At 47.6% G+C, this 13,058-nt stretch carries 12 protein-coding genes and 1 pseudogene; 10 read left to right on the forward strand and 3 right to left on the reverse strand.

What is annotated here, in order from left to right:
• Nucleotides 1–65 precede the first annotated feature (65 nt).
• On the reverse strand, nucleotides 66–953 hold the full coding sequence (locus HF257_RS16495; protein WP_071490897.1) for a lysophospholipid acyltransferase: 888 nt from the start codon (nucleotides 951–953) through the stop codon (nucleotides 66–68).
• Between the two features lie 40 nt (nucleotides 954–993).
• Nucleotides 994–1,077 (reverse strand): annotated as a pseudogene (locus HF257_RS16500) (DNA-3-methyladenine glycosylase I); the annotation flags it as partial.
• 52 nt (nucleotides 1,078–1,129) lie between these two features.
• On the opposite strand from HF257_RS16500, the gene HF257_RS16505 reads away from it, so the two are divergent.
• From HF257_RS16505 to HF257_RS16530, 6 genes are all read left to right on the forward strand, one after another.
• Nucleotides 1,130–2,830, forward strand: coding sequence for a recombinase family protein (locus HF257_RS16505; RefSeq protein WP_153368083.1), 1,701 nt, complete (start codon nucleotides 1,130–1,132; stop codon nucleotides 2,828–2,830).
• Between the two features lie 278 nt (nucleotides 2,831–3,108).
• On the forward strand, nucleotides 3,109–3,885 hold the full coding sequence (locus tag HF257_RS16510; RefSeq protein ID WP_153368085.1) for a hypothetical protein: 777 nt from the start codon (nucleotides 3,109–3,111) through the stop codon (nucleotides 3,883–3,885).
• A gap of 1 nt (nucleotide 3,886) precedes the next feature.
• Nucleotides 3,887–5,290, forward strand: coding sequence for a relaxase/mobilization nuclease domain-containing protein (locus HF257_RS16515; protein ID WP_153368087.1), 1,404 nt, complete (start codon nucleotides 3,887–3,889; stop codon nucleotides 5,288–5,290).
• A 76-nt stretch (nucleotides 5,291–5,366) separates the two neighbouring features.
• A complete protein-coding gene (locus HF257_RS16520; RefSeq protein ID WP_153368089.1) occupies nucleotides 5,367–6,788 on the forward strand; it encodes a hypothetical protein in 1,422 nt (473 codons plus the stop codon).
• A gap of 133 nt (nucleotides 6,789–6,921) precedes the next feature.
• Nucleotides 6,922–7,248, forward strand: coding sequence for a hypothetical protein (locus HF257_RS16525; RefSeq protein WP_133144140.1), 327 nt, complete (start codon nucleotides 6,922–6,924; stop codon nucleotides 7,246–7,248).
• A 198-nt stretch (nucleotides 7,249–7,446) separates the two neighbouring features.
• Entirely contained in the window at nucleotides 7,447–8,034 is a 588-nt protein-coding gene (locus HF257_RS16530) for a DNA-3-methyladenine glycosylase I (protein WP_133144141.1), read from the forward strand.
• An 18-nt stretch (nucleotides 8,035–8,052) separates the two neighbouring features.
• Here HF257_RS16530 and HF257_RS16535 read toward each other — a convergent pair whose 3' ends face one another.
• Nucleotides 8,053–8,547 carry a DNA-3-methyladenine glycosylase I gene (locus HF257_RS16535; protein WP_185712099.1) on the reverse strand — a complete coding sequence of 165 codons (495 nt, stop codon included), beginning with the start codon at nucleotides 8,545–8,547 and terminating at the stop codon, nucleotides 8,053–8,055.
• An 81-nt stretch (nucleotides 8,548–8,628) separates the two neighbouring features.
• Between HF257_RS16535 and glyQ the strand changes: the two genes are divergently transcribed.
• From glyQ to HF257_RS16555, 4 genes are all read left to right on the forward strand, one after another.
• Nucleotides 8,629–9,582 (forward strand): glycine--tRNA ligase subunit alpha, encoded by a 954-nt coding sequence (glyQ, locus tag HF257_RS16540; RefSeq protein WP_003187265.1) that lies wholly within the window; start codon nucleotides 8,629–8,631, stop codon nucleotides 9,580–9,582.
• Entirely contained in the window at nucleotides 9,579–11,633 is a 2,055-nt protein-coding gene (glyS, locus tag HF257_RS16545; protein WP_185709623.1) for a glycine--tRNA ligase subunit beta, read from the forward strand. The genes glyQ and glyS overlap by 4 nt, the downstream gene beginning before the upstream one ends.
• Before the next feature lie 2 nt (nucleotides 11,634–11,635).
• Complete coding sequence (gmhB, locus tag HF257_RS16550) at nucleotides 11,636–12,172, forward strand: D-glycero-beta-D-manno-heptose 1,7-bisphosphate 7-phosphatase (protein WP_185709622.1); 537 nt, start codon at nucleotides 11,636–11,638, stop codon at nucleotides 12,170–12,172.
• 82 nt (nucleotides 12,173–12,254) lie between these two features.
• Nucleotides 12,255–13,025: a lysophospholipid acyltransferase family protein gene (locus HF257_RS16555; protein ID WP_185709621.1), complete on the forward strand. Its 771-nt coding sequence runs from the start codon at nucleotides 12,255–12,257 to the stop codon at nucleotides 13,023–13,025.
• Nucleotides 13,026–13,058: the final 33 nt, after the last annotated feature.

Raw genomic sequence — 13,058 nt, forward strand, 5'->3', positions numbered from 1 at the left:
ATACCGTATTCGCGAGCAAGCCCGCTCCCACATTGGTTTTGCATCGACCTTTATTCAGTGGTGAATCAATACCACCGCTCCTCACCCGGCGGGCGTTTCTTGAAGCGCTTCATGCTCCACATGTACTGGCTCGGGTAGGCCCCCACATACCGCTCCACTACCTTGCTCATCGCCGCACAGGACGTGGCGGTGTCGGTGCTGTACATGTCTTCCGGCGCCGCTTCCAGGATCACCTTGTAGCCCGAACCGTCCGGCAATCGCAGCGCATGCAGAAACACGCCCACGGCCTTGTGGCCTGCGAGCATGTTCGGCACGAACTTGCTGGTCAGCGCCTGGGTAGCAAAGAAAGGCACGAAGATCCCAGCCGATTCGGCCGGTTCCGGGTCCGCAGGAATACCCACCTGGCCACCTTTGCGCACTTCCTTGATCACACTGAGGATGCCTTCCTTGGTGGACGCTGCCACGCGGTTACCCAATTGCACCCGTTGTTTGCGCAGCAGCTCATCCACCGCCTTGAGCTTGGGCGGGCGGTAGAAAATGATCGGTTTGCACTGGCTGCAATAGAAATGGTTCAACACTTCCCAGTTGCCCAGGTGACTGGTGATCCCAACCACGCCTTTGCCCGAAGCCAAGGCTTCGTGCAGCACTTCCAGGCCTTCGACTTCACGCACTAGGTCAATCGACCGTTGGGCCGGCCAGATCCACGCGCAGGCGCTTTCAGTCAGGGACTTGCCAATGTCCATCAGGCTCTGGCCGACCAAACGCTCGCGGGCGGCGGGATCCATGTCCGGGAAGCATTTGGAGAGATTGATCCGCACCGTGTCGCGGGAGCGGTTGGGAGTTTTCCACATGATCCAGCCAATCGCGGTGCCAACGGCCTGGACAGCGCGCCAGGGCAGCAGGGCGAACAACCGAAGAGCGCCTACCAGCAAGGCGCCTTTAAACTTTTCCACAGGTCACTCCTGTTCGTGTGTGGTGCGCAAAGCGGGCATTCTAACCGGCGTTGGCAAGTTCCGCGTAACGGTCGCAGTCCAGGGTGTGGTCCATGACCATGCCCGAGGCCTGCATGCAGGCATAACCTGTTCGTATAGCGCTATGATGCGCTGTATACGGCACAGGAGCCACAGAAATGCACCGTAGCACACCAGTCTATGCCTACATACGCATGTCCACCGTGGAGCAAGCGAAGGGCGACTCTGAACGCCGTCAATTGGGTCAGATTGAGCGCTTCCTGCAAGAGAATAATGGTGAGCTGGTAGAACCCGTTTTCCTTGACCGCCTATCGTCATTCAATGGCAAGAACATCAAAAAAGGCGCTATCAAAGACTTCCTTGATAGAGTCAAGAAAGGAGAAATTGAAAAAGGCTCAATTCTTGTAATTGAAAGTTTTGACAGGATTTCACGCCAAGGTGGCTACATTGCACATTCTGTAATTCTCGACATTATTAACAATGGCGTGGACATTGCGACATTATCGCCATACAAACGCTATTCAATTGATTCCGAAAATCAATTTATTGAAAATATTGAAATTCAAACTTTGCTTTATCGTGCTCACGAAGAGAGCAGAACGAAGTCTGACCGTATCACTCGCCAGCATCAAAACCGAAGAGAAAAAGCAAAGGATAAAAAAGTAGTTTATGGTTCACTGCCGTTCTGGCTTGAAAGAACTCCTGATTGGATTGAGTTTCGAGAACCAGAAGCATCTGATGTAAAATTGTGTCTGTCATTGCTGAAAACATATGGCATGTATACAGCCACAGCGAAAATCAATGAGCAAAGAAAATCCGACAAGGTTTTTTCAAAGGAAACAGTTTCTCATCTTCTAAATCGCTCTTCCGTATGTGGTGATTTGCAGACTCATCGCATTGAATATGATGAGCATGGCAATAAAATCAGAGTGCCCGGCGAAGTCATTCATGACTATTATCCTGCATTGATTAGCCGTTCTGAATTTGAAGAATTACGTGCTGAAATTCAAAACAGAAGAACCACAAAATCAACAGGCAGAGTTTCTGGATTTAAAAACATTTTTCGTAATGTTATGACTTGCACCTACTGTTTTTCTCCAATGCGATTGGCGCATATGAAATGGAAAAGTGGTGGTAAGAAATATCTTGTATGCACGAAGTCAGAAACAAATCAGTGTATCGAAAAAGGTAGGCTGTGGTATGACTACGATGATGTTGAGCGTGTATTTTTCAACGAAATAAATCTGTCAATCCTTAAAAAATCTTTGACTCAAAAAACCAAAATCGACGACGCAGAAATTGAAAAATTAAGATCGAACTTGATAAAAACGGAAGACCAAAAAACAAACATTTTGAACGCCATTGAGATGGGCACTGTCTCAAAAACTCTTGTCAATCGACTTGAAGAACTTGAAAAAAATTCTGATGAAATTCAGAAAAGGATTTATGAACTTAAAGCAGAAAATGCTTTGAAGCGTTCACAAAATGAAGCTGAAATCTTTGACTATGGACAGCTTGATGCGGCGTTAAAAAATGAAGAACAGAGAGCAATAATTAACAAGATTTTGAGAACAAACCAAGCCGATATCTCAATTTCAAAAGGTGAAGAAGGTTGCGATTTTATAATTGAAATTTCAATCGACGATAGGCTTGAAACTGAAATCAGCTACCACAAGCAAGATGATTTTATAAACAGAGTCGAGCATGATTTACCAATAAATCAGACCTCTGATTTAGTAATTCATGAAGACCACACTGACCCTTACGCCGATGAAATTGAAGGTCAGATTTTTGAAGTATTTGACTCTGCATCTATGCCCATAATTGAAATCAATCAGCACAACAAAAAATCGGATTAAAAATCCGTTTTTTTCTTCTGCTATGATTAATGAAATCAAAGAGGTTGTTTACAACTATCACATCAAAAGCGTAATCAAAAGAAGCAAGCAGAATAAAAAGACGGGAAACCTTGGCGGTTTTCCCTCAAACATAACCTTACGGTATGTTTGCTTTTTATGCTTGCCCTCCTATGGTCGGGACAAGGATATTCCCACAAGGGTCATATCCTAAAATGCTTAACGGCGGTTTTGAAAATAAAATATGTTAAGATTAGTGTATAAAATAAATATTCAACACTATGACAACATCAAAAAAATCAACACCAGTAAAAAGAATATGCCCATGCTTAACACAAGTTAATCATGAGATTTTAGAAGACTTCATCGCCAGCTTTAATAGAAATTCAGCCAATGCTTTTTCAATTGCAAAAGCATTCAAGGATTACATACTGCATGGTTGCGCCACATACATAATTGCTAAAAATAACAGCGAAGCTGTATTGAGAAATTATAATCAATATCTTGCAAATCTTACGACTAATTACTCAACGCATCTAAAAGACAATCCTCATCACAGAACACCAGATGCAGATAAAATCATTCGCCAAATAAGACAGTCAAGAGTTGACCTTTCAAAGCTTCTGTTCAGTGCTCAAACTTTTAGAGCAGAGCCATCTTTTAGTGCTAAATGTTTGTCGGAGGCGATGCCAATACCTGATGATGGTTTGAAAACAAAAAAACTAAATCTTACCTACTCGGAAAAAGATTTTTCTCTCATTAAATCTAAGTTCAAGTCATTCAAGAAAGAAAATAAGAAACTTACATTTGATGATTTATTTTATCAATTCATGAGTGAGTTAAAAATTTATCAGTCAGCTTTTGCATCATCTTTTTTTAATTTGAATGCAGATAGATATGCTACTTTCAAAACCTATGCTGATGATGCTCATGACAAATTTTCAAATGCATCAATTCAAGAATTCAACAAATATTTTTTAGAGATTTTTCCTGACCTCCACATGGAGATTTTAAATTCACTCTCGGGTTTGAGAAAAATGATTAGCATGGAGGTGTAATATGCTAATCAAAGAAATACCAAGGGTAAACTCTAATACAAAAAATCTGGCTACCTACATCTTTAATAGAGAAAAATGCACTGCCATTGGCGGTAACATCCCAATTGACGTTAATGATTTGAGGCAATCGGCGCATGATATTCAAAACGATTTCAATAGCAGGTTAACAGCAAAACAGAAATCAAATGAGATGCACTATGTCATTAGTTTTGAAGAGAGCCATAGTGAAATATCTGATGTTAAATTGAAAGCCATTGCTGAACTATTAGTAAAAAATCATTTTGGCTCAAATAGAAATTATGCTTATGCAATCCATCGAGATACTAAAAATCCTCATATTCATTTGTTAATGGAAAATCGAGACTTCGATAGTAAACCATTTTACAAAAAGAACAACTATCGAGAAATTGAAAACCTTGCTCAAAAAATAGAAGAAAAATATGGCTTGCAGAACAAGAAAATAAAACAATCAAGAGAAGATAAAAATCGTATTAACCTTACAGCAGGCGCAAGAAAATATGAGCACCACAGTGGCAAGCAAAGCGATGAAGCAAAATATAAGAACGAACTGAAATCATTACTTGAAAAATCAAAAACAGCACATCAATTTTTCGATTTAATGAAACAAAATGGTTACACCATTAATCTGAACAACAGCAAAAAAGACCCTGCCAAAGTGTCAGGGTATTACATCACCAAAGCCACAACATCAATAAAACCAAGCTCAGTGGGCTTGCAAATTTCAAAGCTTTTACAGCATTTCAAGATCGATGACGAAGGCCGTCTGGTCGAGATTATGCGTAACCATGAGGATGCACCACCAAGACCTGAAACCGCTGAACCGTGTGGCTTTGGCGCTATATCGCCAGAGCGAAATTTTGACAAACCAAACAAGAAAAAATTGCTTTATCAGAAATTCGATAGCCACGATGGCAAGACATTTATAAGCAATAATCCGAAATTCAAATCAAGTTTCGTCATTTCTGACAATTCTTGCAGTTTTCAAAATCCAACAGAAATGTCCATCAAGGCTGGTTTTCAAGCTCTTCAAGAGAAGAATGGAGGCACCAGATACGATCTCTTTGGCGATGATGCGTTCAAGCGTAAAGCGTGGCTTGTAGGCTCTTTGATGGGCCTTGAAATCGAAGGCTACACACCCACAGCCCATGATTTGAAAGAGTTGCTTGAAAGATACGCTCTGCATCCAGAGCGCTATAAAGGCTTTTCACCTGAGCCGTTCCAGGCTCAATTAGAGATGCGAAAGAAGCCAAAACCGCCAGTCATTGAAGCCACAGCCCCCGCCGAACCTGTTCAGCTCGAAAGTCCTCCTAATGTCCCGGCAGATAATAATCCCGCCAAAAAAGAAGAAGAAAAGAAGCGCAGAAATCTCCATAAGTATAAATAAAGAAAAAGTCCCTTAATAGGGACTTGATTTTAATTTTAATTTGTTATACTGAAAGTGCCAACCAACATTATAACAATTGAACTTACATACTTATTATACCGCACCATTTCAAAAAGCAAGACCATTAACAAACTTTTTTGAAAATATTTATGAACCCCTCAACTATCATGTTCAATCCGAACGTGAACTAAAAGACTTCCCAAAATTCGCTAAAATCGCCATATGCTTAAAAGGCGAACAATACAAAAACGGCTTTGAGCAAAAAACATACGAAGTTCAAGATTTAGAAAAGTCTCTTGAATTATATCGTGATGCTGAAAACTGCTATATAACATCTAATCAATTCTCATACGGCAGAAGCGAGAAAAGGCTATGTAATCTCGTTATGTTGTCTTGTGATTTAGACACATATAAGACTGAAAAATATAAAGATACTACGCACGAAAAACTAATTAATGATGTAAAGACAGTTTGTCTTTCTAACGGTTTGCCGTTTCCGACATTTATGTATTCAGGAAATGGCTACTATTTAAAATGGATTTTCAAAGTGAAACAGCCAGTTTTTCAATTGTCTAAAAAGAACAGAAAAGGCAAATATAGAACGCCTTTAAATGTTCAAAAATGGAAAATCGCACAGCGAGTAATCAATAAACTATTCGAAGATTTTGGTTCTGATACAAAAGCGCTTGATGTTGCTCGACTACTTCGATTGTGTGGAACAATTAATGGAAAAACTGGCAGACGTGCTGAATTACTTGAAGTTCACGAAAACCAATCTTTCGATTATCTTCTCCAAGTTCTTGAAAAACACACTACACAAGACGATATAGACAAAGTAATGGGCGTTAAAAAAGAACCCAAGCCCAGGGCTTTGAAAGAGGTTCAACCAGTCATCAAAAAAGCAATGTCATTGCCAGTTGCTAATGAAGAAAAGCAAAAGCCCAGCGTAAATTTTATAGCAAAAAATACAAGAAGCCTTGCAAAAGCACGCTATGAAGACCTCTTGAAATTGATCGAAATGCGTGGCGATGTAGAAGGCGAGCGCATAAATTTCACCTTTTGGATTTGCAATTTTATGTCCATCACTGGTCGAATGAATTTTTCAGAATTTCGTGAACAAGCAGAAAAAATTGGTCAAAAAGTTTTCAAAGACAAAAACTGGCGCTTTACTGATTTAAGCACTCTTGAAAATAGAGTAAGACAATACAATCTTGAAACTTCGATAAATGCGATAAGACCAAATGAATATATCCCCCTATACACACCAAGAAATTCTTATTTAATCAATGTTTTCAATATCACAGAAGAAGAACAGAAACACCTTAAAACCATTATTTCTGATGATGAAAAAAGAAGAAGGGACAGAGAGAAAAAGGAGGTTTTAAGGCGTGAGCAGGGTATGAAAAAACAAACAGGTGAATCCAAATCACAGCCGTGGAAAGCGTTAGGTATTGGAAAAACAAAATACTATGAACTGAAAAAGACAGGATGCGTTTAAATGGCGCACCAAAAAGGTGCGAACTTTTTGTCCTGTTTACCATATGTGTGTGAAAAAAAAATGTGCTTCTTTTTTTAAAGCAAAATCAAAAGCTAAAAAATGTAAAATGCAGATATAACAATCAATTCTAAAAATGAAAAGAAAAATTGAACCATATCAGCCTGACTACAAAAATAATCACCTTCAAGTAATTAATGATGCTTTTTTGTCAGAGATTGTTCGCTCTGCAAAGCATGCAAAAGACTTAAATGCTGAAATAATAGAGCTGAGAAAAATCATTGATGGTAATTATATGTATATTTCTTCTTTGGAGAATGAAATAAAAGAAAACAACCTGATTATCAGGCTTTTTGAAGAATCCACAGATGGAGACAGTCCAGATTTAGAAAAAATTGCCGAAATTAAAGATAAGCATCTCGCTTGGCGTCTGAGTTGCGTAGATTTTGAAGATTTTGGATAAAACCTTATTTAAGGCTTTTTAATTTGCACTACTTTGTCCTGTTTACCATATGTGTGTGTGAAAAAAATGTGCTTCTTTTTAAAGGCAAATTCAAAATGACTTTAATAATCTCACCCTCGACGCCTGTAAGGCGTGAGTTCTTTTTTTCCATAAATATATGTATAATTCCTTTCAATAGTTAGCCATTGGAGGGTTTTTATGAGTAGCGAAAGAGATAGCACTTGTTGTGCATGGGCAGAGAAAAGCCCAATGCTTCGTGCATATCATGATGTGCTATGGGCACCTCGAAATATCCCACGCTCGGATATCCTTTTTGAAATGCTCATTTTAGAAACTATGCAAAGTGGTTTGTCTTGGAGCACTGTATTAGCCAAAAAAGAAAATATTGAAAATGCCTTTTTTGGTTTTGACGCAGAACTAATGTCTACAATGTCAGATGACTATATCGAAAATACTTTGATGAAAGATGCGGGCATTATTAGAAATCGTTCAAAGCTCAATGGTGCAAGACAAAACGCCAAGGCTTGGCTTGAACTTGAAAACCCAAGAGACTTTCTTTTAAGCTTTATCGGTGGTCATCAAATAATTAACGATTGGTATTATGCTGCTGACGTTCCATCTGAAACAGAGCAGTCAATCGCAATGTCAAAGGCTCTTAAATCAAAAGGCTTTGTCCATATTGGCCCAAAAGTGGCCTATGCGTTCATGCAAGCTGCTGGTTTCGTCAACGACCACACAACGAACTGCCACCATCACCCGTTTCACCCAGAGCATCGAAAGCGTTGATCTCAACATACGAATTGACTACGCCAGCATGAACGCGTAGCAAATGGTCGGTCCCACGAAGGTGAACCCGGCTTTTTTCAACGCCTTGCTCATGGCTTCAGCCTCGGGCGTAATCGCTGGCACTTCGCTGCGATCCTTGAAGTGATTGACCTTGGGCACGCCACCGACAAACGACCAGAGCAAGCCCACCGGATCTTCCAATGCCAACCAGGCCGCGGCATTGCGTCGGGTGGCGTTGAGCTTGAGACGGTTGCGCACGATGCCTGGGTCGAGCATCAGCGCTTCGATCTCGGCATCGGTCAGTCGCGCCAAGCGTTGGGCATCAAAGCCAAACAAGACCTTTCGATAATGCTCGCGTTTGCGTAAAACGGTGATCCAGGAAAGGCCCGCCTGGAACCCTTCGAGTAAAAGCAACTCGAACAAGCCCTGCGCATCGCGCAGCGGCGTTCCCCACTCCTGATCGTGATAAGCCATGTACAGCGGATCTTCAGAACACCAAAAGCAGCGTGGCATAAGGCTCCAGGGGATGGTGGCGCGGCCGAATCGGGTATACTCCCGCTCTTTAAATCGCAGCCCAAGTAACAGGTGAATTTCGTGAGCCAGCCTACGCCAGCCGTGCGTACCTTCCAAGACTTGATCCTCGCCCTCCAGCAATACTGGGCCGAGCAAGGTTGTGTGGTACTTCAGCCCTACGATATGGAAGTAGGCGCCGGCACTTTCCACACCGCAACATTCCTGCGGGCCATCGGCCCGGAAACCTGGAACGCCGCTTATGTGCAGCCCAGTCGTCGCCCGACTGACGGCCGCTACGGCGAAAACCCGAACCGTCTGCAGCACTACTACCAGTTCCAGGTGGTATTGAAGCCGAACCCGGACAATTTCCAGGAACTGTACCTGGGCTCGCTGAAACATGTCGGCCTGGACCCGCTGGTCCACGACATCCGTTTTGTCGAAGACAACTGGGAATCGCCAACCCTCGGTGCCTGGGGCCTGGGCTGGGAAGTCTGGCTCAACGGCATGGAAGTGACGCAGTTCACTTACTTCCAGCAAGCGGGTGGCATCGAGTGCTACCCGGTGACCGGCGAAATCACCTACGGCCTTGAGCGCCTGGCCATGTACCTGCAAGGCGTGGACTCGGTCTACGACTTGGTGTGGGCTGACGGCCCGTTCGGCAAAGTGACCTACGGCGATGTGTTCCATCAGAACGAAGTGGAGCAGTCCACCTACAACTTCGAACACGCCAACGTCGACAAGCTGTTCGAACTGTTCGACTTCTATGAAAGCGAAGCCAAGCGCCTGATCGAACTCGACCAGCCGCTGCCGTTGCCAAGCTATGAAATGGTGTTGAAGGCCTCCCATACCTTCAACCTGCTGGACGCACGCCGGGCTATCTCGGTCACTGCGCGCCAGCAATACATCCTGCGTGTACGCACCCTGGCGCGTTCCGTCGCCCAAGCCTACCTGCTGGCTCGCGCCAAGCTGGGCTTCCCGATGGCAACCCCGGACCTGCGTGATGAAGTGTTGGCTAAGCTGGAGGCTGCACAATGAGTGCTCAAGATTTCCTGGTTGAACTGGGCACCGAAGAGCTGCCACCCAAGGCACTCAACACCCTGGCCGATGCGTTCCTGGCCGGTATCGAGAAGGGCCTGCAAAGCGCTGGCCTGAAATTCTCCGCTAAAAAAGTCTACGCCGCGCCACGTCGCCTGGCTGTACTGCTGACCGCGCTGGAAACCCAGCAGCCGGACCGCAGCATCAACCTCGACGGGCCGCCACGCCAGGCGGCTTTCGACGCCGAAGGCAACCCGACTCAAGCCGCCCTTGGTTTTGCCAAGAAGTGTGGCGTCGAGCTGAGCGAAATAGACCAGAGCGGCCCGAAACTGCGCTTTAGCCAAGTTATCACCGGTAAGCCGACCGCCAGCCTGCTGCCGACCATCGTTGAAGATTCCCTCAATGACCTGCCGATCCCCAAGCGCATGCGCTGGGGTGCGCGCAAGGAAGAGTTCGTACGTCCAACCCAATGGCTGGTGATGCTGCTCGGTGACCACGTCATCGACTGCACTATCCTCGCCCAGAAGGCTGGCCGTGACTCCCGTGGCCATCGTTTCCACCATCCAGAAGCGGTACGCATCACGTCGCCGGCCAACTACGCCGCCGACCTGCGTGCTGCCTACGTGCTGGCCGACGCCAACGAGCGTCGCGAGCTGATCAGCAAGCGCACCGAAGAGCTGGCCCGCCTGCAGGAAGGCACCGCCATCGTGCCGCCAAGCCTGTTGGACGAAGTGACCGCGCTGGTTGAATGGCCGGTACCGCTGGTGTGCTCGTTCGAAGAACGTTTCCTCGACGTGCCGCAAGAAGCACTGATCACCACCATGCAGGACAACCAGAAGTACTTCTGCCTGCTGGACGTGGACGGCAAGTTGCTGCCGCGCTTCATTACCGTGGCCAACATCGAAAGCAAGGACCCGCAACAGATCATCGCCGGTAACGAGAAAGTCGTCCGCCCGCGCCTGACCGACGCCGAGTTCTTCTTCAAGCAAGACAAGAAGCAGAAGCTGGAAGACTTCAACCTGCGCCTGCAAAACGTGGTGTTCCAGGAGAAACTCGGCAGCGTCTACGACAAGGCCGTACGGGTTTCCAAGCTGGCCGCCTACATTGCGCCGCGCATCGGCGGTGATGCTGCCTGGGCTGCGCGTGCAGGGCTGCTGTCCAAGTGCGACCTGGCCACCGAGATGGTCGGCGAATTCCCCGAAATGCAAGGCGTTGCCGGCTACTACTACGCCCTCAACGACGGCGAGCCGGACGACGTAGCCCTGGCCCTGAACGAGCAGTACATGCCGCGCGGTGCTGGCGCTGAGCTGCCAACCACCTTGACCGGTGCGGCCGTGGCCATCGCCGACAAGCTGGACACGCTGGTGGGTATCTTCGGTATCGGCATGCTGCCTACCGGTAGCAAAGACCCGTATGCCTTGCGCCGTGCGGCCTTGGGTGTGCTGCGTATCCTGATCGACAAGAAGCTCGACCTCGACCTGACCCAGGCCGTGGTGTTCGCTGTTGGCCAGTTCGGTGCCAAGGTCAAGCAAGCCGGCCTGGCCGAGCAAGTGCTGGAGTTCGTGTTCGACCGCCTGCGTGCGCGTTACGAAGACGAAGGCGTGGACGTGTCGGTGTACCTGTCGGTACGTGCCCTGCAACCGGGCTCGGCACTGGACTTCGACCAGCGCGTACAAGCTGTACAGGCGTTCCGCAAGCTGCCGGAAGCCGATGCCCTGGCCGCCGTGAACAAGCGAGTATCGAACCTGCTGAGCAAGGCCGAAGGCCTGGGCAACGCGGAAGTCGACCCTGGCCTGTTTGCCGATGCCAAGGAGTTCTCGTTGAACTCGGCCATCGCCAAGGCAGAAAACGCGGTGAAACCGCTGATCGCCGAGCGTAACTACGCCGAAGCCCTGGCGCGCCTGGCCACCTTGCGTGAGCCGGTGGATGCGTTCTTCGAAGCGGTGATGATCAATGCCGAAGATGCCGGCGTGCGCAAAAACCGCTACGCCATGCTGGCGCGGTTGCGTGGCCTGTTCGTCAACATCGCCGACATCTCGACGCTGAGCTGACCATGTTGAAACTGCTGATTCTCGATCGGGACGGGGTGATCAATTACGACTCCGACGCTTACATCAAGTCGGTGGAGGAGTGGGTTCCACTGCCCGGTTCGATCGAGGCCATCGCGCAGTTGAGCAAAGCCGGCTGGACGGTGGCCATCGCCACCAACCAGTCCGGCATCGCCCGTGGTTACTACGACATCGCTACCCTGGACGCCATGCACGCGCGCTTGCGCACGCTAGTGGCCGAGCAGGGCGGGGACGTAGGCCTGGTGGTGTATTGCCCGCATGGGCCGGACGAGGGCTGCGATTGCCGCAAACCCAAGCCAGGCATGTTGAAAACTATTGCAGAACATTACAAGGTGCCATTAGCTGGGCTATGGTTCGTCGGGGACAGCCTCGGTGACCTGGAAGCGGCCAAAGCCGTCGACTCTCAGCCAGTTTTGGTTAAGACCGGGAAAGGCGAAAAGACCCAGGCGAAAAACCTGCCGGTAGGCACCTTGATTTTTGACGATCTGGCGGCAGTCGCCGCAGAACTTATCAACAACTAGCCGCCCTCGACTTCCTGACCAAGGACTGTTCGGGAGTGCGCTTTTAACAGGCGGGCGTTGTCCCGCAACGGTAAATGCCGCCATGTCGATTTTGCAGGCCATCAGAACCTTCTTCTTTTACCTGCTGTTGGGCACCAGTTCGTTTCTCTGGTGCACCCTGAGCTTTTTTATCGCGCCCTTCCTGCCGTTCAAGGCGCGGTATCGCTTTATCAACGTCTATTGGTGCCGCTGCGCGTTGTGGCTGACCAAGGTATTCCTTGGCATCCGCTTCGAGATCAAAGGCGCTGAAAACGTCCCAGACCAGCCCTGCGTGATTCTGTCGAACCACCAAAGCACCTGGGAGACGTTCTTCCTGTCGGCATATTTCTCACCGTTGAGCCAAGTGCTCAAGCGCGAGTTGCTATACGTGCCGTTCTTCGGCTGGGCCATGGCCATGCTGCGGCCGATCGCCATCGACCGTGACAACCCCAAGGCCGCCCTCAAACACGTGGCCAAGAAGGGCGATGAGCTGCTCAAGGATGGCGTTTGGGTGCTGATCTTCCCGGAAGGTACTCGCGTGCCCTACGGCACTGTAGGCAAGTTCTCACGCGGTGGTACTGCATTGGCAGTCAATGCCAACTTGCCGGTACTGCCGATTGCCCACAACGCTGGCAAGTTTTGGCCGAAGACCGGTTGGGCAAAACGCGAGGGCACCATCACCGTCGTCATCGGCGAACCGATGTACGCCGAAGGTGAAGGACCGCGTGCCATTGCCGCGCTGAATGACCGCGCTGCTGCGTGGAATGAAGCGCAACAGCGGGCCATGGGATCGCTGCCGCCAGAGCCGGTTGCAGTGGAGACACCGGCAGCTTGAGCTTCTGTGGATAACCTGTGTACGGTTTGTTGG

This window comes from Pseudomonas cremoris (genome assembly GCF_014230465.1).